10 protein-coding genes and 1 pseudogene are annotated in these 19,327 nt (G+C 74.5%); 6 read left to right on the forward strand and 5 right to left on the reverse strand.

Features of this window, described 5'->3' with window-relative positions:
• Nucleotides 1-41 precede the first annotated feature (41 nt).
• Nucleotides 42-1,595, reverse strand: a pseudogene (locus tag AB0637_RS21070) (BCCT family transporter).
• A gap of 296 nt (nucleotides 1,596-1,891) precedes the next feature.
• On the opposite strand from AB0637_RS21070, the gene AB0637_RS21075 reads away from it, so the two are divergent.
• Nucleotides 1,892-2,227, forward strand: coding sequence for a bifunctional 3-phenylpropionate/cinnamic acid dioxygenase ferredoxin subunit (locus AB0637_RS21075; protein ID WP_366174650.1), 336 nt, complete (start codon nucleotides 1,892-1,894; stop codon nucleotides 2,225-2,227).
• Between the two features lie 203 nt (nucleotides 2,228-2,430).
• A complete protein-coding gene (nhaA, locus tag AB0637_RS21080; RefSeq protein ID WP_366174651.1) occupies nucleotides 2,431-3,738 on the forward strand; it encodes a Na+/H+ antiporter NhaA in 1,308 nt (435 codons plus the stop codon).
• A 10-nt stretch (nucleotides 3,739-3,748) separates the two neighbouring features.
• Here the strand turns inward: nhaA and AB0637_RS21085 are convergent, their stop codons facing one another.
• Nucleotides 3,749-4,522: an IclR family transcriptional regulator gene (locus AB0637_RS21085; protein WP_366174652.1), complete on the reverse strand. Its 774-nt coding sequence runs from the start codon at nucleotides 4,520-4,522 to the stop codon at nucleotides 3,749-3,751.
• Between the two features lie 140 nt (nucleotides 4,523-4,662).
• Here AB0637_RS21085 and AB0637_RS21090 point away from each other — a divergent pair, with 140 nt between their 5' ends.
• The gene (locus tag AB0637_RS21090; protein WP_366174661.1) at nucleotides 4,663-5,346 is read left to right on the forward strand and encodes a GntR family transcriptional regulator; all 684 of its coding nucleotides are present in this window, start codon (nucleotides 4,663-4,665) and stop codon (nucleotides 5,344-5,346) included.
• Nucleotides 5,347-5,441: 95 nt separating this feature from the next.
• Nucleotides 5,442-5,918 (forward strand): Lrp/AsnC family transcriptional regulator, encoded by a 477-nt coding sequence (locus tag AB0637_RS21095; protein WP_366174653.1) that lies wholly within the window; start codon nucleotides 5,442-5,444, stop codon nucleotides 5,916-5,918.
• Here AB0637_RS21095 and AB0637_RS21100 read toward each other — a convergent pair.
• On the reverse strand, nucleotides 5,899-12,249 hold the full coding sequence (locus AB0637_RS21100) for an Ig-like domain-containing protein (RefSeq protein ID WP_366174654.1): 6,351 nt from the start codon (nucleotides 12,247-12,249) through the stop codon (nucleotides 5,899-5,901). The genes AB0637_RS21095 and AB0637_RS21100 overlap by 20 nt on opposite strands.
• 211 nt (nucleotides 12,250-12,460) lie before the next feature.
• Between AB0637_RS21100 and aroC the strand changes: the two genes are divergently transcribed.
• Entirely contained in the window at nucleotides 12,461-13,699 is a 1,239-nt protein-coding gene (aroC, locus tag AB0637_RS21105) for a chorismate synthase (RefSeq protein WP_366174655.1), read from the forward strand.
• 24 nt (nucleotides 13,700-13,723) lie between these two features.
• On the opposite strand, the gene cls is transcribed toward aroC, so the two are convergent.
• Both cls and AB0637_RS21115 read right to left on the reverse strand, forming a co-directional pair.
• A complete protein-coding gene (cls, locus tag AB0637_RS21110) occupies nucleotides 13,724-15,178 on the reverse strand; it encodes a cardiolipin synthase (protein WP_366174656.1) in 1,455 nt (484 codons plus the stop codon).
• Complete coding sequence (locus tag AB0637_RS21115) at nucleotides 15,175-15,759, reverse strand: TetR family transcriptional regulator (protein WP_366174657.1); 585 nt, start codon at nucleotides 15,757-15,759, stop codon at nucleotides 15,175-15,177. The genes cls and AB0637_RS21115 overlap by 4 nt, the downstream gene beginning before the upstream one ends.
• A 273-nt stretch (nucleotides 15,760-16,032) precedes the next feature.
• Here AB0637_RS21115 and AB0637_RS21120 point away from each other — a divergent pair, with 273 nt between their 5' ends.
• Nucleotides 16,033-19,188: an MMPL family transporter gene (locus AB0637_RS21120; protein ID WP_366174658.1), complete on the forward strand. Its 3,156-nt coding sequence runs from the start codon at nucleotides 16,033-16,035 to the stop codon at nucleotides 19,186-19,188.
• Nucleotides 19,189-19,327 lie beyond the last annotated feature (139 nt).

The raw sequence follows: 19,327 nt of genomic DNA on the forward strand, positions 1-19,327 counted from the left end.
CCACGCGGGCGGAGGTCAGCCTGGTCGGGGCGGCCCGACGGTCAGTCGTCGACGGGAACCCGCTCGTGGCCCCCGACCTCCGCCGGGACGCCGTCCCGCGTCACGTCCACCTGCACGGGCCGCGCGCTCACGGGACGCATGAGCCGGTCGGACCGGATGTCCTTGGTGATGGCCACGCAGAGGGCGACCATCACCACGAGGAACGGCGTCGCCGCGATGATCGTGACGTTCTGCAGGGCCTGCAGACCGCCGGCGTACAGCAGCACCACGGCCACGGCACCGGTCAGGACACCCCACAGGGCGGTGAGCCACCGGCGCGGCTCGTCGTCGCCGAAGCTCGACAGGGACGCCATGACGATGCTCGCGGCGTCGGCCCCCGAGACGAAGAAGATGGCCACGAGCACCACCACCATCACCGAGGTCACCCCCGCCAGGGGGAACTGCTGCAGCAGCGTGAACATCTGGGTGTTCTGGTCCGGGCTGGCCAGGACGTCCAGCGCGCCCGTCAACTGCTCGTGGATCGCGGTGCCGCCGAAGACGGAGAACCAGATGAGGGAGACCAGGGTCGGGATGAGCATGACCCCGACGACGAACTCACGGATGGTCCGGCCGCGCGAGATCTTCGCGAGGAACGCGCCCACGAAGGGCGTCCACGAGATCCACCACGCCCAGTAGAAGATGGTCCAGCCCGACAACCACTCCGAACCGCCGTACGCCCCGGTCCGGACGGACATCTCGGGCAGGTTCGCCAGGTAGTTCCCGGCCGCGTTCGGCATGAGGTCGAGGATGAACACCGTCGGGCCCACGACGAACAGGAACAGCAGCAGCAGACCCGCCAGCACCATGTTCGTGTTGGACAGGATCTTGACGCCCCGCTCGATGCCGCTGATCGCCGAGATCACGAAGCACACCGTCAGCACCGCGATGATGCCGACCTGCCAGCTCGTCCCGCTGCCGGCGCCGAAGACCTGCGACAGACCCCCGTTGATCTGCGCCGCGCCCAGTCCCAGGCTGACGGCGGAACCGAAGATCGTCGCGAAGATCGCCAGCACGTCGATGGCGCGGGCGGCGCCGGCCCCGCGGCGACCGCGCAGCAGCGGCGCGAACGCCGCCGAGAACCCGCCGGTGCGGCCCTTGCGGTAGCTGGAGTACGCCAGGGCCAGCCCGACGACCGCGTAGATCGCCCACGGGTGCAGGCCCCAGTGGAACAACGCGTAGTTCATGGCCTCACCGGCCGCGGCGTCCGTCCCCGGTTCGATGCCCGCCTCCGGGGGCGTCATCAGGTGGGTCACCGGTTCGGTCACGCCGTAGAACATCAGCCCGATGCCCATGCCCGCCGAGAACATCATCGCGATCCAGGACGCCCGCGAGTGCTCGGGACGCTCGTCGTCCGCCCCCAGCCGGATGCGGCCCACCCGGCTGAACGCGAGCACCAGCGCGAACACGACGAACCCGGTGGCCGCCAGGACGAAGGCCCACCCCAGGTTGGCGGTGATCCACGACAGGGCCGCTCCGCTGCCCGAGGCCAGTCCCTCCGGGACCGTGACCCCGACCACCAGGAGCACCGCCACGACCACCAGCGAGACGACCAGCACCGGGACGTCGAGCGGGCGCCCCCGGGTGCTCTCCACATGCTCTTCGTCGATCACGAGAGGTCCTCTCCGGACGGGGGTGCAGAGCACCCGGGAAGTGGGAGTGACGCTGCGGCAACGTACTGCGGTTGTTGCGCGGTGAGCAACGGATTCACCAGAACGAAACACAGGGGGAACAGGGACGGAACACAGGACCCCGGCCACCGCACGCCCTGCTGCGCCACGACCGGCCGCCGGTGGCAGCATCCGGAGGGACGCCGCACCGCACGAGGCGCACGACACGAGGGGGACGAGGGGCGATGACGGGAACGCGGTTGGTGGTCTGCCCGGTGAGCGACCTGCCGCCCGGGGAGGTCGTGCGCGTGGACCGACCCGGGCTCCCGGGCGCGGTCTCCGTGTTCAACGTCGACGGCGAGTTCTTCGCCATCGACGACAGGTGCACGCACGCCGACGAGTCCCTCGCCGAGGGCTGGGTCGAGGACTGCGCCGTGGAGTGCCCGCGGCACGCGTCGGCCTTCGACCTGCGGACGGGAGTCCCGTCGAGCCCGCCGGCCCTCACGCCGGTGCGGACGCACCTCGTCGAGGTCGTGGACGGTGACGTCGTGGTCGAGGTGGGGACACCCCGCCCCGCCTGAGGCGGACGAGCCGTCCCGGAGCCGCGGTCCGGGCGAGTGCTCGCACCGCGGGACGGTTGGACTGATATACCAGTGGCGAGCCTACGGAGGTCGCTGTGCGTCGTCAAGGGACGACCCGGTAACCTCGTCCGCGGAGTGCCGGGAAGTCTGGTCGGCGGTCGCTGCGGCGATCTCGTCCTCCATCGACCCCGGAAGGCCCCTCCGTGGACACCTCCACCCCCCGTCGCACCCTCTTCTCCCGCGGCAGCTGGACCGAGACGCAGCGCATCACCGAGCTCCTGCGCCGCGAGACCGTGGGCGGGGCGCTGCTCGTCGTCGCCACCGTCCTCGCCCTGACCTGGGCGAACTCCCCCGCCTCGGGGTCCTACGCCGGCCTGCGGGACACCGTCGTCGGCCCGCACGCCCTGCACCTCGACCTGTCCCTCGGGCAGTGGGCGGCCGACGGCCTGCTCGCGATCTTCTTCTTCACGGCCGGTCTGGAGCTCAAGCGCGAGTTCGTGGCCGGGGACCTGCGCGACCCGCGACGGGCGGTCGTCCCGGTCCTGGCCGCCGTCGGCGGGATGGCCGTGCCGGCCGCGCTCTTCGCGGTCGTCAACGCGGGCGGAGGGGACGCCCTGCGCGGCTGGGCCATCCCGACCGCCACGGACATCGCCTTCGCCGTGGCGGTGCTCGCCGTCGTCAGCAGCCACCTGCCCACGGCGCTGCGCACCTTCCTGCTGACCCTCGCCGTCGTCGACGACCTGCTGGCCATCACGATCATCGCGGTCTTCTACACCGACCAGCTGTCCGTGGGACCGCTGCTCGGTGCCGTGGCGGTGATCGCCCTCTTCGGGGTCCTCGTCCAGCGCCGGGTGCGGACCTGGTGGCTCCTCGTACCACTGGCCGTCGTCGCGTGGGCGCTCATGCACGCCTCGGGCGTCCACGCCACGGTCGCCGGGGTGCTCCTCGGCTTCACGGTCCCCGTCCTGCGCTCGCAGGCCGCCGGCGGACCGGAGGCGGGTCCCGGGCTGGCCGAGCACTTCGAGCACCGGTGGCGTCCGCTGTCGGCGGGCTTCGCGGTCCCGGTCTTCGCCTTCTTCTCCGCCGGCGTCACCGTCGGCGGGCTCTCGGGCCTCGTCAGCGCGCTGCAGGACCGGGTGGCGCTCGGGATCGTCGTCGGTCTCGTCGTCGGCAAGGCCGTCGGGATCCTCGGGGCCACGGCCCTGGTCTGCCGCTTCACCCGCGCGCGCCTGGACTCCTCGCTGTCCTGGTGGGACGTCCTCGGCGCCTCGCTGCTGGGCGGCATCGGCTTCACGGTCTCGCTGCTCATCGGCGAGCTCGCCTTCGGCGCGGGGAGCCTGCGCGACGAGCACGTCAAGGTCGGGGTCCTCACCGGGTCCCTGGTGGCGGCCGCCCTCGCCACGGTCGTGCTGCGCCTGCGCAACCGCACCTACCGGCGACTGCACGAGCTGGAGCAGGTGGACGAGGACGGCGACGGCGTGCCGGACGTCTACCAGCGACCGGCCGGCTGAACCGGGACCGTCAGGCGCGCCAGCCCAGGGCGGTCGACGCCCGGTCGGCCGCCGCCACCACGGCGGGGACGACCTCCTGGAGGCGCTGCGGGGTCAGGCGGTAGGACGGCCCGGAGACGCTGATCGCGGCGACGACGGACCCGTCGGGACCGCGCACGGGGGCGGCGACGGCGTTGAGCCCCACCTCGAGCTCCTCCGCCGTGGTGGCGAAACCGTCGACGACGACCTTGTCCAGGACGTCCTCGAGGTCGCGCCGTCGGGTCGTCGTCGCGTCCGTGAAGCGCCGCAGCCGCCCCGCCGTCCCCGCGGCCCGCACGGGCGGGCAGAACGCCATGAGCACCTTGCCGCTCGAGGTCGCGTGCAGCGGGGTCCGCTCGCCCACCCAGTTGTGCGTGACGACGGAGGACGCCCCGCGCACCTGGTCGACATTGATGGCCGCGTCCCCGTCGGGGAGGGCGACGTTCACCGTCTCCCCCGTCGTGGCGGCCAGCTCCTCGCACGCCGGGCGCGCGCGACGCGTGACGTCGAGCTGGTCGGTGACGGCCCCCGCCAGCCGGACGACGGCCATGCCGAGCCGGTACTTGCCGCGGTCGCCCACCTGCTCGACCAGCCCCCGCGCCTCCAGCGCAGTGACCAGGCGGAAGGCGGTCGACTTGTGGACGTCCAGCCGGTGCGCGATCTCGGTGACTCCCCCCTCGCCGAGCTCGGCGAGGACCTCGAGGACCGTCACGGCGCGGTCGACGGACTGCACCGGTGAGGTGCGTGCGTCCGGGGTGCCGCTCATGCCGCCATCGTCGCAGGGGCCAGTGCGACCCGCGCGCGCCGGGTGAGGTGCGCCTCACCCGTGGGCCGACCGGCGGAGTGGACGACGGCTGGTTCAGGACTGGTGTACCAGAGGTCGCGTAGGATGACCCGGTGAGCGCGCTGACGACCTTCGACGACGTCCCGTCGGCTCCCGCGGCCCCGCCGTCCCTGGCGGACGTGGCCTACGAGCGGCTGCGGGACCGCCTCGTGGTCCTCGACATCCGCCCCGGCGAACCCCTCAACGACGACCTGCTCGCCAAGGAGTTCGGCGTCGGACGGACACCGGTCCGCGAGGCGCTCAAGCGCCTGGAGGTCGACCGGCTCGTCGTCGCCTACCCCCGGCGGGGCACCTTCGCCACGACCGTCGACATGACCGACCTGGGCCACATCTCCGAGGTGCGCCGGGCCCTGGAGCCCGTGGCCGCCGCCGCCGCCGCCCGCCGGGCCGGCCCCGCGGCGCGCGAGGAGCTGCGGTCCCTCGCCCGCACCGTCGCGCTGCTGCCCGACGCCGCCCACGGCGGGGAGCTCACGCAGCGCGAACTGATGAAGCACGACGTCGAGGTGCACCGGAGCATCTACCGGCACAGCCAGAACGCCCACCTGGAGGACGTGCTGGTCCGTCTCGACAACCTCGCCACCCGCATCTGGTGCCTCGTGCTGGACCGGCTCCCGACCTTCGCGGGTCACGTCGGGGAGCACGTGGAGCTGCTCGAGGCCATCGCGGCGGGCGACGCCGACCGGGCGGCGGACCTGGCGCGGGAGCACGTCACCGGCTTCGAGGAGTGCGTGCGTCAGGTCCTCTGACGCCCCGCCGCACCCCCGCCGGGTGGCGCGGTGCACAGGAGCCGCACACCTCGGTGGGCACATTGTCCGCCGGAGTTGGCACGCCATGCGTCAAGATGTCGTCCGTGCGCCGCCTCGACTCCATCGATGCCCGGATCCTGCTCGCGCTGGACGAGGATCCGCGCGCGACCGTGCTCGGCCTCTCGCGCCTGCTCGGCCTGGCCCGCGGCACCGTCCAGGCCCACCTCGAGCGGCTCGAGTCCGACGGTGTGCTGCACCGGTTCTCCCGGCGGCTGGCGCCCGCCGCCCTGGGGTTCTCGGTCTCGGCGTTCGTCATGATCGAGATCCACCAGGGCCAGCAGGAGGACACCCTGCGCCGGCTGCGCGAGACCCCCGAGGTCCTCGAGGTGCACGGCATCACGGGTGACGGGGACCTGATGTGCCGCATCGTCGCCCGCGACGCCGACGACCTCTACCGCGTCGGCCAGGAGGTCCTGTCCATCCCCGGCGTGGTGCGGACGAGGACCTCCCTGGCCATGCGCGAACTGGTCCCCTACCGCGTGGACCCGCTGCTCACCGACCTCGCGGACTGACCCCGGGCCGCGCTCTGCCCCCTCGGGCCGGCGGCAGGTGGTCGGCCGGCCGGCCGCGCCGGAGCGCCGGCGGCCGTCCACCCGGGGCCGGCCCCGGGGCCAGGCGCGGGAGGCCCGACAGCGCGTCCGGTCCCTGCCACGGTCGCGGACCGACCGCGGCGGGTGGGCTCGTCGTGGTCCCGGTCGGGGTGGACCGGGGCAGGTCGAGGACCGCGGCACCCGCTCGCACGCCCGTTCCACCGTTGCGCCGCAGCGGGTCCGGGACTCCGAGGGGTTCGGAGTCCACCGCGGTGTCGAGCAGCGCCACGGTCGTCGCGACGACCGGTCGACGGCGACGGACGCGGGCCGCGAGGATCGCGCCGACGCCGAGGAGGAGCAGACCGATCCCGGCCCCGAGCGGTCCGAGGTCGGCGCCGGTGCGCGCCAGCCGTGTCACGACGGCCGCCTTCACCGCGGTGGCCGACCCCGACGCCGCCCGGGCCGTGGTGGCGGAACCGCTGACGGGTCGCGCCACCGTCGCCGGGGACGGCGAGGTCGCGGCGGTCGGGCTGCCCGCGGCCGTCCCGGGGGCGGGGGCCCCCGGAGCCGTCGGCAGGGCCGGGTCGGTCGGCAACGGCGCGCCGGCCGCGGTCTGCGGGACGACGAAGCTGCGGACGTCGCTCGTCCCGACGGCGGTCCCGTCGGCGAGCGTCTGCACGGCCCGGACGGACGTGGTCCCGACGGGCAGCGGGCTCGCCGGCACCAGGCTCCACGACCCGTCGGCCGCGACGAGCGCGACGCCCAGGACGTTGCCCGCGGAGTCGAGGACGGTGATCGTCGCCCCCGGCTCCCCGGTCCCGGTGATGGTCGGACGGTTGCCCGCCAGGACCTGGCCCTCCGTCGGTGTGAGGACCACCGGCGGTGCCACGAGCGGCGTCGCGGAGGCGGCCCGCAGCAGCCGGACCGTCTGCGACGTCGAGCTGACGGTGGTCGTGTCCCCGTCGGCGAGCAGCGTCGCCGAGCGCGTGGACAGCAGCTGAGCCGTCCCCCGCTCCTGCGGCGTGGCCGGGGTCCGGCCCGCACCGGCGGTGCTCTTCGTGACCATGCCCGGACCCCACACGACGTCCTGGAAGGCGACGACGTAGCGCATGCCCTGGTCGATGTCGACGTGGTCGGCGCGCCAACGGCCGTCCGCGCCCACGAGGAGCTGACCGAAGTCGTGGTCGGTGGCGGAGTTCGTCCACAACCGGACGACACCACCGGGTTCACCGGTGCCGGTCACCGTCTCGTGACCGGTGGCGCTCACCGTCAGGTCGAAGGGGGCGTCGATCTCGACCGGAGCCGGAGCGTTGGGGTCGACGGTCACCGTGGTCGTGTTCGAGGTCTTCGCGACCCCGCCCGCGACCTGGGTGGCCACGACGGTGGTGTCCCCCGTCGGCAGGTCGAAGCCCGCGGGGACGACCCAGCCGCCGGTGGACGGGTCCGCGCTGCTCGCCACGGCGAGCGCCGTCCCGACGACGCGGCCGTCGAGCGTGCGGAGCGTCACGGTCGAGCCGGGGGCCGCCGTGCCGGAGAACGTCGGACGGGTCCGCGGCGTCACGGTGCCCGTGATGGGCGAGGTGATGACGGGCCCGACGCCGGCCGCCGCGCTGATCGTCAGCCGGTTCGTGCTCGACGTCGCGCGCTTGCCGTCGGCGCTCACCTGGGTGGCCGTCAGGGCGTGCTGGCCGGTGGTGAACGCGCTGGTGGGCGCGATGGTCCACATGCCGTTCGCGTCGGCGACGACGGTGCCGAGGACGGTCGCGCCGTCCTTGACGATGACCGTGGTGCCCGGGGCCGCACGACCGCGGACGAGCTGGTGGCCCTGGGCCGTCACGTAGCCGTCGGCGGGGACGAGGATCGAGGGCCCCTGCGCCGCCGGGGTGGCCGGCGCGGTGGGCTTGGTCACCGACGGGGTGCTCGTCGGGGTGACCGTGACCGTGACGGTCGGGGTGACCCCCGGAGTGCTCGTCGTGCCCGGGGTGTTGGTGGTGCCCGGGATGCTGGTGGTCGGCACGGAGGTCGGGCACACGAGAGCGCCGAGGAGGTCGCAGAGCGTCCCGGTGGGCGTGCCCGAGGGAGTGCCCGAGGGAGTGCCCGAGTCGGTGGGGACACCCGTCGGAGTGGTGGGGGTGGTCGTCGGGGTGGTCGTCGGGGTGGTCGTCGGGGTGTCCGTCGGGCACAGCAGTCCGCCGAGCACCGGGATCGCGCAGCCCACGCCGCTCGTCGTCGGCGACGCCGTCGCGGTCGGGACGTCCGTGACGGTGGCCGTCGCGGACGGGCCGGACGTCGTCGTGTCCGTCGGGGACGCGGTCGTCGGGGTGTCCGTCGGGCACAGCAGCCCACCGAGCACCGGGATCCCGCAGACGGCGCCGCTGGTCGTCGGCGACGCCGTTGCGGTCGGCACCTCGGTGGCGGTGGCCGTGGTGGTGGCCGTCGCGGTGGAGGTGGCGGTGGCCGTCGCGGTGGGCGTGGCCGTCGGCGCGGGGGTGGTCAGGGGGCCGGCCGAGACCTGCAGCCCGAGGGAGGGCGCGGAGGTGTTCCCGGCCGGGTCGGTCTGCCGCACGGTGACGACCGTCAGGACGCTGACGCCGGTGCCCTGCACGGTCCACGCGCCCTGGGCGTCGGCGTCGGCCTCGCCCACGACGGTGCCCGTCAGGGTCCGCACGACCACGTGGGCCAGCGGTTCGGCGGTCCCGGAGAACGTCCCGCGGCCGGTGGTGTCGACGAGCGCCGACGTGACGACGGGCGGCAGCGCCACGGTGTCGGTCGTGAACGACACGGCCGGGGACGCGGCGGAGACGTTGCCGAGGGCGTCGGTCTGCACCGCGGTCAGCGTGTGCGCGCCGTCCGCGAGCGCCGAGCCGGGCTGGGCGACCCAGGTGCCGTCGGCGGCCACGGGCTCGGCGGGCAGGGCGGTGCCGTCGAGCGTGACGACGACGGAACCGTTGGGCTCGGCGGTGCCGCTGAGCGCGGGGCGCGTGTCGCGGGAGGTGGTCCCGTCGGCCGGGGTGGTCACGACGGGCGGCGCCGCGGAGGTGTCCACGGTGAGGTGCACGGCCTCCGGGGCGGAGACGTTGCCGGCCCGGTCGACCTGCACGACGCTCACGGTGAGGGGTCCCTCGGTGGTGCCGGTGGGCAGGGCGGTGGGGCCGGTCGCGAAGGTGCCGTCGGTGGCGGCGGGGGTCGTCGCGAGGACGCTGCCGTCGGTGGCCAGGAGCTGGACGGTCGCGCCGGGTTCGGCCCCGGCGCCGGTGACGGCGGGCACGGTGTCGCGGACGGCGACCGTCCCCAGGGGGGACGCCACCGTGAGGGCGTCGGGGTCGGTCGTGTCGTTGGTCCAGCTGACGCTGGTCGGCGCGGAGGCGCGACCGGAGCCGTCGACCTGCTGGGCGGTGGCGGTGTGGCGGCCGTCGGGCAGGGTGCTGGGCGCGATCGACCAGTCCCCCTGGGCGTCGGCGGTGGCGGTGCCCAGGACGAGACCCAGCTCGTCGCGGACCGTGACGGTCGCGCCGGGCTCGGCGTCCGTCCCGGAGACCGTGGCGGTGCCCTGCAGGGCCGCGTCGGCGGCGGGGGCCGTGATGGTCACGGGTGCCGGCGGGAGGGCGTCGACCGTGAAGGAGACCTGGACGTCGGAGGAGTTGCGACGGTAGGGGTCCACGGCACTGGCGTGGACCGTCACCGGCCCCTCGAGCAGTGCGGAGGTGACGACGGCGAAGGAACCGTCGGTTCCGGTCAGGCCCGAGCCGATGGTCTGGCCGCCGACGGTGAGCGTCACGGTCGAGCCGGGTTCGGCGGTGCCGGTGACGAGCGGGGTGGACGTCGTGACCGTCGTGCCGGCGGCCGGTGCGGTGACCACCGGGGCGTCGGGACGCGTGGAGTCGACGGTCAGCAGCACGGGGGCGCTGGCGTCGGACGTCTGGGCGCCGCTCGTGTGGGTGGCGGTGACGACCCAGCCGCCGTCGCCCAGGGTCACGGGCGCCTCGAACGCGCCCGTCGCGGGGTCGAGGGTGGCCGAGAGGGTGCGGGGGCTGCCGGAGGTGCCGGCCGCGGGCGTGACCGTGACGGCCACGGTGTCGCCGGGCAGGACACCTGACACGCTGCCGCGCACGGTGTTCGCGGCCGTCAGGGACGTCCCGGCGGGGTCGGCCACGACGGGCACGCTGACGGCGTTGGCGGGGACGACGATCCGGTACCCGACGGTGGTCGGCGCGGAGGTGTTCCCCGCGGCGTCGGTCTGCGCGACCGCGACGGAGTGGGCGCCGACTCCGGAGGGCAGGGTGCCCGTGACGGTCCAGCGGCCGGCGCTGTCGACGACGGCGGTGCCGAAGGTCGCCCCGTCGACGACGACGGCGACGGTCGCGCCGGGTTCACCGGTGCCGGTGACCGAGGTGGCGGGCACCGCGGCGGACGACCCGTCCTGCGGGGTGGTCACGCCGGGTGCTCCGGGGGCCTGCGTGTCGACGGTGACGAGGACCTGGGCCGAGGAGCTCTGGTTGCCGGCCCCGTCGGTGGAGACGGCGTAGAGGGCGGAGGGGCCCTCGGGCAGCGCACCGGTCACGGTGAGGCTCCACCGGCCGGACCCGTCGGCGGTGGTCGTGCCGAGGACCGCGCCGGCGGCGGTCATGACGGTCACGGAGGTCCCGGCCTCGGCGGTCCCGGAGACGACGGGGGTGGCCTGACGGGTGACCGTCCCGGAGGCCGGGGCCGTGACGACGGGCGCCACCGGAGCGGTGGTGTCGGCGGTGATCGTCCACCCGGCGGAGGCGGGCGAGACGTTGCCGGCGGCGTCCTTCGCCGTGGCGGTGAAGGTGTTCGGGCCCTCGACGAGGGTGACGAGGACGGTCCAGGTGCCGCCGGTGGCGGTGACCGGCCCGAAGGTGTCCGCCCCGCGCGAGACGGTGACGGCGCTGCCCGCCTCGGCGGTCCCGGTGAGCTGGTACGTCGCGGTGCGTGTGGGGGCCGTGGGCACGGGCGAGGTGATCACCGGCGCCGCGGGCGGGGTGCTGTCCACGGTGAGCGCCACGGCGTTGGAGGCGCCGGAGGCCTGCGACCAGGCCGTCTGCGTCGCGGTGAGGGTGGTCGCGCCGTCGGGCAGCGTGGCGGTGGTCGTCCAGGTGCCGGCCGGGCCGACGGTCGAGGTGCCGACGGTGGTCGTGCCGCGCTTGAGCGTGACGGTCGCGCCCGGGACACCCGTGCCGGCCACGGTGACGGCGCCGGAGGTGTGGACGGTGCCGTCGAGCGGGGCCGTGATGACGGGCGCGGGGACGGTGCAGTCGACGCCGCCGGCGGGAGCCGCGACGCGGGTGTCGAGGGGGAAGAGGTCGACGGTGGTGGAGGCGACTCCGAGGACCTTGACCGACACGGTGAGCAGACCGGGGGTCGTGACCGAGGCGGAGCGACCGTCGCTCGGCTGGACCTTGGTGGCGCCGTTGTACGTGATGGCGAGCGTGGTCCCCGGGACCGGGGTGATGGTCCGGGAGGTCCCCTTGGCCAGGGGGACCGGTGCACCGCCGCCGACGCTCACGGTCGCGGGGTTGTCGGAGAAGTTCGCGACGGCGCCACCGGCCGTCCCCGACGCGGAGACGGACGCCGTCTGGCTCGGGACGTGCACCACGACACCGCCGGTCAGCGACACGTCGACGGACTGGGTGGTGGCTGCGCCCCGCACGCCCACGCGGCGGGAGGCGTCCGCCGCGGTGAAGCCCGAGCTCGTCGACGAGCTCAGAGCGCCCGTGCTGACGAGCCCCGTCACGGCGAGACCCGCGGTGCTCGTCGTGGTGCTCGTCAGGTCGTACGCGTTCGGCAGGCAGACGGCGTCGCCGGCCCAGCGGGCGCCGGCCGTGCCCTTGACGGCCTGGACGGTGAGCAGTCCGCCGGAGACCCCGACGCCGGCACCGTTCCCCGCGGGCGTGGGGTTGTCCCCCGGGCCCTCCTGGTGCGCGACGGAGACGGGCACCCCGAGCCCGGCGACGTTCGCGGCGAGGGTGTTCACGTCGGCCACGACGCGGCGGGGGGAGCTGGAATCGGCGGTCCCGACGGCGGGGCCCACGCCGAGGGTGGCCAGGTTGGCGCCCACCGCGGTGATGCCGACGGTGGCGAGGGTCGCGCCGCTGCTCGCCGACCACAGCGAGGAGACCGGCGAGGCGGCGGCGACGGGCGCGAAGGGCCCGCCGAGGAGGCCGACGCCGATCGACAGGGCGACGAGACCCGCGAGGGCGTGGCGGCCCCGGGCGGCGACGACCGACAGCGCGACGTGCGGGACGCGGGGGCGCGACAGCACCACGACCGAGACGGGGCGCGACTGGGACACCCGGACCACCTCACTTCCGACTCCACCGCGCCGGCGGGCGCAGCATCTAGAACTTCTAGACGTGGTTCGGACGACGACCGACCGGACTGGAGCGACGCGGAGCCAAGAACCTTCTAGAACGTCCGGATCCACCCGTTCGGCGCATCAAGCGCCCACCCCGAGCCCCCCGGCGCGGACGGGCGGCCGTGGCGGGTACGGCAGAATCGGGTACGTGTTGCGCTGGCTGACCTCAGGTGAATCGCACGGCCCCGCGCTGGCGGGCATCCTCGAAGGCCTCCCCGCGGGGGTCGAGGTCGACAGCGCGCAGATCCGGCGGGCCCTGGCCCGTCGCCGCCTCGGTCACGGCCGCGGTGCCCGGATGGGCTTCGAGCAGGACGAGCTCGAGGTCATCGGCGGCATCCGGCACGGCCTGACCCAGGGCGGCCCGATCGCCCTGCGCATCGGCAACAGCGAGTGGCCCCGCTGGCAGGAGGTCATGGCGGCCGACCCGGCCGACGCCGACGGCCGCCGCTACGACGAGCCCGGTCGCATGCCGGCCCGCGGCCGCGCGGCGGCGCTCACCCGCCCCCGCCCCGGCCACGCGGACCTCACGGGCATGCAGAAGTACGGCTTCCCCGACGCGCGTCCCGTCCTCGAACGCGCCTCGGCCCGCGAGACGGCGACCCGCGTCGCGCTCGGCGAGGTCGCCCGCGCGTTCCTGGCCCAGACGGTCGGCGCGGAGGTCCTCTCCCACGTCGTCTCGATCGGCACCCAGGCGGTCGCCGAGGGGACCGTGCCGGCGCGCGGGCAGCGCGACGCCGTGGACGCCGACCCGGTGCGCTGCGCCGACCCCGAGGCGAGCGCCCGGATGGTCGCCGAGATCGACACCGCCCACGGCGAGGGCGACACGCTCGGCGGGGTCGTCGAGGTCGTCGTCCACGATCTGCCGCCGGGGCTGGGGTCCTACGTCCACTGGGACCGCAAGCTCGACGCGCGACTGGCCGCGGCGCTCATGGGCATCCAGGCCATCAAGGGCGTCGAGGTGGGCGACGGTTTCGAGACCGCCCGCCGCCGGGGTTCCGCGGCCCACGACGAGATCGAGCGCGTGGACGGCGGTGAGGGCACGGAGGGTTTCACCGTGCGCCGCCGCACCGACCGCGCGGGCGGCCTCGAGGGCGGCATGACGAACGGCGAGGTCCTCCGCGTCCGCGCCGCCATGAAACCCATCTCGACGGTCCCCCGCGCCCTCGACACGGTGGACACCGCGTCCGGCGGTGCGGCACAGGCGATCGCGCAGCGGTCGGACGTCTGCGCGGTCCCGGCCGCCGGGGTCGTCGCCGAGGCCATGGTCGCGCTCGTGCTGGCCGACGCCGTCGTGGAGAAGTTCGGCGGCGACAACGTCGAGCAGGTCCGCGCGAACGTCCGCAGCTACCTCGACGGCCTCGAGGTCAAGGTCGCCCCGACGCCCTGACCCGACCCGTGTGGTGCGCCGGACTCACTGCAGCGCAGCGGTCAGACGCATGACGTTGTCGAGGTAGCGCTGCCGGTACGGGCGGCGCGCCCACTCCTGCGCCGTGAGTTCCACCGACCGCGCGCGGTAGTCGTCGACGACCGCGGCGAGGTCGGTGACGAACTGCGGTTCCAGGCCGAGCAGCGACACCTCGTAGTCCAGGTTGAACGAGCGGATGTCCATGTTGCTGGACCCGATCACGGCTCGTTCGCCGTCCACCACGAGGACCTTGGCGTGCAGGACGGTGGGCGCCGGCAACTGGTGGATCCGCACGCCCGCGCGCAGCAGCGAGGAGTAGTACGACCGCTGCGCGTGGTGGACCATGAACTGGTCGGCCTTCTCCGAGACGAACAGTTCCACCTCCACCCCGCGGTAGGACGCGGTCGTGATGGCCTGTTCCAGTCCCTCGTCGGGGACGAAGTACGGGCTGACGATCGACACCCGCCGCGTGGCGGCGTGGATGAGCGCGCAGAACATCCGCAGGTTCGGTTCCGTCGGGTACCCCGGCCCGGAGGGGACCACCTGGAACGCACCGCTGGAACCGCCGGGGGAACTCTGCTCGGCCGCCGAGGAGACCTCGTCGAGGACCTCGCTCGTCTCGGCGTACCAGTCCGTCGCGAACACCTCCTCCAGCGACTGCACGACGGCGCCGGTGAGTTCCACGTTGAGGTCGACCCACCGCCGCCCCGCGCGGACGTGCCGGGGTTTGAGGTAGCCGGGGTCGATGAGGTTCTGCGACCCGACGAACCCCGTCCGGCGGTCGACGACGACGAGCTTGCGGTGGTTGCGCAGGTCCGGCCGGCGCCAGCGGCGGCGCAGCGGGTCGATGGGCATCATGCGGTGCCACTCGACCCCGTCGGCCGTGAGCCGTTCGTTCATCCGCACGTGCCCCGGGTACCCGCGGGCGCCGAGGTGGTCGTAGAGGAACCGCACCCGGACCCCGCGGGCGACGGCCCGGCGCAGCGCGTCGAAGAACGGTTCCGTCGTGGGGTCCAGGGCGGCGATGTAGAACTCGACGTGGACGGTGTGCTCGGCGCGGTCGACCGCCCGCACGAGGGCGGGCACGAGTTCGTCCTCGGCCAGCAGCCGACGGTGGTCGCCGACGACGCACGGCAGGTACGTGAGCCGGCGGTTGAGTTCCAGCAGCGACCGCAGGTGCTCGTCCACCACGACGCCGTCGGGGATCGACGGCAGGTCGACGACGCTGTCGGCGATGACCTGGTTCGCCAGCTGCTGCACGTGGTGGCGCCGCCCGGCGACGTAGGGACTGCCGAAGAGCAGGAACAGCGGCAACCCGACGACGGGCAGGAAGAGGATGAGCAGCAGCCAGGCCGAGGACGACCCCGGCCGCCGGTCCTCCGGCACCGTCCCGATGGCCCACACCTTCACCGCGTAGTCGACGACGACCAGCAGTTCGCTGAGCACCGCGATCCAGCTCACGCGCGGGACGCCCTGCGCGGCAGCAGGGACCGCCGACCCGTCTCGAGGAGCATGCGGCGCAGGTCCTCGTCGGGGATGTCGCGGCAGGACTCGTCCCCGAGGGGACCGACGAGCCCGGAGAGGAAGAACACCACCGCGACGCGACGCTCGGCGTCGGCGTCGGGACCGGCGAGCAGTTCCCGCATCCGGTCCCCGATCTCCCGCATCCGGGGGTAGTGCTCGTGCAGGTGGGCGATGACCGGGTCGAAGGCCGCGACGACGTAGAGGTGCCGGACGTCGACGATGAGGTCGACGAGCCCGGTGAGGAGGACCTCGACCTGCGCCCGCCGCCCGCGCCGGGCGCGCGCCACCTCGAGCACGTCGAACAACCGGTCGATGAACGGCGCGACGACGCCGACGACGAGGTCGTCCTTCGTCCGGTAGTGGTAGTAGACGGCGGCCTTGGTGACGCCGACCTCGTCGGCGATCATCTGCAGCGACGTGCCGCTCACGCCGTGCTCGGAGAACAACCGCAGGGCCGCCTCGTGCAACCGCTGCCGCCCGGGCCCGGCGGGCCGAGCCTCGCCGGCCGTCGTCGTCATGCGTCTCCTCGTCAGCACCTGTGAGCTGGGCGCCCGTGAGCACTGTATCCGCGCCGCCCTCCCGCGCCCGGTGACCGCCGCCGGTACGACTTCCGGGGGATCCCGCACCCCGTCAGCACTAGCCGATCGACTAGCGCCGAACCGTTGGCGACGGCCCCGGTGCCGGGGTACCGTCGACTGGCCGGACAGCACGTTCCTCGTCGCCACCGCAGTCGACGGACCCCTCAGATCCCTCGACGGTCCCGCCCCGTCGCCGTCACAAGGAGCCCGCCCGTGGCCACGCTGCTCTACCGACTCGGGCGCTTCAGCGCCCGTCGCCACTGGCTGGTGCTGGCCGTCTGGGCCGTCCTGGTGGCCGCCCTCGCGAGCCTGGCGTTCGGGCTCAAGCAGACCGCACCGCAGGACACGAGCTTCTCGATCCCCGGCACCCAGGCCAGCGACGGCCTGGACCTGCTCGGGCAGAAGTTCTCCAGCGGGGCGGACAACGCGACGGCGACCGTCGTCTTCCAGGCCCCGCAGGGGCAGACCCTGACGGCCGCGAACGCCACGGTCGTCGAGGGGGTCGTCGCCGAGGTCGGCCGCCTGGACGGGATCGCGTCCGTCACCGACCCGTTCGCGCAGCAGAGCCCGATGGTCTCGCGCGACGGGCGCATCGCCGCCGCCCGCGTCACCTTCGACGGCACCGCCGGCGACGTCACCGCCGCCCAGGAAGCCGGGCTGGAACGCGTGGCCGACCGCACCGTCGACGGGGTCCGCGTCGAGGTCACCTCGCAGGTCCAGCGCAGCGAGGCGGGCCACACGAGCGAGGCCATCGGGGTCGCCGTGGCGGCCCTCGTCCTCCTGCTGACGTACGGCTCGCTCGCCGCCGCGGGCGCGAACCTGCTCACCGCCGGCCTGGGGGTCGGTGCGGGCATCCTCGGCATCACGGCGCTCGGCAAGGTCGTCTCGCTGTCGACGACGACTCCCGCCCTCGCCGGGATGCTGGGCCTCGCCGTCGGCATCGACTACGCCCTCTTCGTCTTCGCCCGCACCCGCACCGAACTGCGGCGCGGCGCGGAGCTCGACCTCGCGATCGCCAAGGCCGTCGGGACGGCCGGGACGGCGGTCGTCTTCGCCGGCACCACGGTCGTCATCGCCCTCGTGGGGCTCTCGGTCGTGAACATCCCGTTCCTGACCCAGATGGGCCTGGCCGCCGCCGGGACCGTCGCGATCGCCGTGCTCGTCGCCCTCACCGCGGTGCCCGCGTTCCTCAAGGTCCTCGGGATGCGCGTGCTGCCCAAGAAGGAGCGCGGCCGCGACCGCGCGGGCCTGCGGGCCGTGGCCGACAGCGACGACTCGTTGGTCGACAGGGGCACGATCGACCTGGCCGGCCGCGGGTTCCTCGGGCGCTGGGTCCGCGGGGTCACGGGCCACCCCGTCGTCGCCCTGCTCCTGGCCGTCCTGGCCGTCGGCGCCATCGCGATCCCCGTCGCCTCGATGCGGACGGCGCTGCCGTCGGCCGAGAACGCCGACCCCGCGACGTCGCAGCGGCAGGCCTACGACCTGCTCGTCGAGGGCTTCGGCCCCGGCTCGCAGTCGACGCTGCTGGTCCTCGTCGACGGCACGGACGCGTCGTCCGTCGCGACCGCGGCCGGCCGCGTGGCCACGTCGGTCCAGGGCCTGCCGGACGTCGCCGCCGTCGTGCCCGCGATCCCCTCCAAGGACGGCACCGCGCAGCTCATCACCGTCGTCCCGGCGTCGGGGCCGACCGATGAGAGGACGAGCACCCTGGTGCGCGCCATCCGGTCCGCGACCGCGGACACGGACGGGGCGCGGGTGCTCGTGACGGGCCAGACGGCCCTCGACATCGACGTCACGGACTCCCTCAACGACGCCCTGCCCGTCTACATCGCGATCATCGTCGTCCTCGCGCTGTTCCTGCTCGTCATGCTGTTCCGCTCGCTGGCGGTGCCGCTGCTGGCGACCGTCGGGTTCCTGCTCTCGCTCGGCGCGGCCCTCGGCTCCGTCGTCGCGATCTACCAGTGGGGCTGGTTGTCCGACGTCTTCCGCATCGCCCAGCCCGGGCCCCTGCTGAGCTTCATGCCGGTCCTCGTGGTCGGAATCCTCTTCGGGCTCGCGATGGACTACCAGATGTTCCTCGTCTCGGCGATCCACGAGCAGCACGCCCACGGCCGCAGCCCGAAGGACGCGGTGCTGGCCGGGTTCCGCCGCTCCGCGCCCGTCGTCGTGGCGGCCGCGCTCATCATGTCGGGCGTCTTCGTCGGGTTCGCCACGAGCGGGGACCAGGTCATCGGCTCGATCGGCATGGCGCTGACCGTCGGGGTGCTCGCCGACGCCCTCGTCGTCCGCATGGTGCTCATGCCCGCGGCCCTCACCCTGATGGGCCCTGCCGCGTGGTGGATGCCGCGCTGGATGAGCCGGCTCGTGCCCAACGTCGACGCCGAGGGCCGCGGCCTGGAGGCGCTGCTGGCCCGGGAAGCCGGGACGGCTGCGGTCGCCACGGGCACGGCCGACGACACCGCCCCCTCGGCCGCGGGTGACCTGCCCGCACCGCGGGAGGAGCGTCGCCACGCCGAGGACACCCCGGCCGGACCGCCCGCGGGTCTGCCGGCCGAGGAGCGCGTCGCGCGGGTCCTCGCCGACCTGCCCCTCGGCGTCGTCGGCCTCGTGACCGACCCGGCCGGGCGCGCGCTGACGGGGGCCGTGCTCACGGTCACCGACCACTCCGGCCGCCAGCTCGCCCGTGCGCACGCCGACGAGGTCGGGTTCTTCTCGCTGCCGCTCGAGGCCGGCGGGACCTTCGTCCTCATCGTGGCCGCGGCGGACGCGCGGCCCGTCGCCCACCTCGTCCCGGTCGCCGGGCGCACCGTGCGCCACGACGTCCGCCTCGTCGGCAGCGCGGCCCTGCACGGGGTCCTGCGCAGCGCCGACGGGCCGGTCGCGGGGGCGGTGCTGACGCTGCTGGACGTGCAGGGCGCCGTCGTCGCGACGACCCGGACCGACGACGACGGCCGGTACCGCGTGGGCGACCTCGTCGCGGGCAGCTACGTCCTCAGCGTGCTGTCCTCGCAGTTCCGCCCCGTGGCCCAGAACCTCGTCGTCGAGCACGGCCACGACCTCGAGCTGGACGTCGCGCTGAGCGCCGGCGGGCGGCTCGTGGGGACGGTCGCCACCCCCGACGGCTCCGCCGTCGCCGAGGCGTCGGTGACCCTCGTCGACGAGGGCGGGTCGGTGGTCGACACCGCCACGACCGACGTCGACGGCACGTTCGCCTTCGACGACCTCACCCGCGGCCGGTACACCCTGACCGCGGCGGGGTTCCCGCCCGTGGCCACCCACGTCGAGGTGCGCGACGGCGGCCACCGCGAGGTCGAGGTCCGGCTCGGGCACAGCACCCAGCGCGACCCGGACGGCGCCACCCGCGCCTGACCCACCCACCTCGCGGAAAGCACTCTTTCCGCCCTCACGAGCTGCTTGGAGTCAAGCGGTCCCTGCAACATCCCTGTCCCAGGAGGGGTGTGCGAACGATGCGAGGACGGCCACGCAAGCTACGTCGGGTGGAGATCGT

This window comes from Kineococcus sp. NPDC059986, assembly GCF_040702905.1.
In the GTDB taxonomy this organism is placed as follows: Bacteria; Actinomycetota; Actinomycetes; order Actinomycetales; family Kineococcaceae; genus Kineococcus.

Bases quoted from the DNA above. Each gene is read 5' to 3' on its own strand.
- AB0637_RS21085 (WP_366174652.1), bottom strand. From the start codon at position 4,522: ATGAGCGGCACCCCGGACGCACGCACCTCACCGGTGCAGTCCGTCGAC.
- AB0637_RS21095 (WP_366174653.1), top strand. From the start codon at position 5,442: ATGTCGTCCGTGCGCCGCCTCGACTCCATCGATGCCCGGATCCTGCTC.
- AB0637_RS21075 (WP_366174650.1), top strand. From the start codon at position 1,892: ATGACGGGAACGCGGTTGGTGGTCTGCCCGGTGAGCGACCTGCCGCCC.
- AB0637_RS21115 (WP_366174657.1), bottom strand. From the start codon at position 15,759: ATGACGACGACGGCCGGCGAGGCTCGGCCCGCCGGGCCCGGGCGGCAG.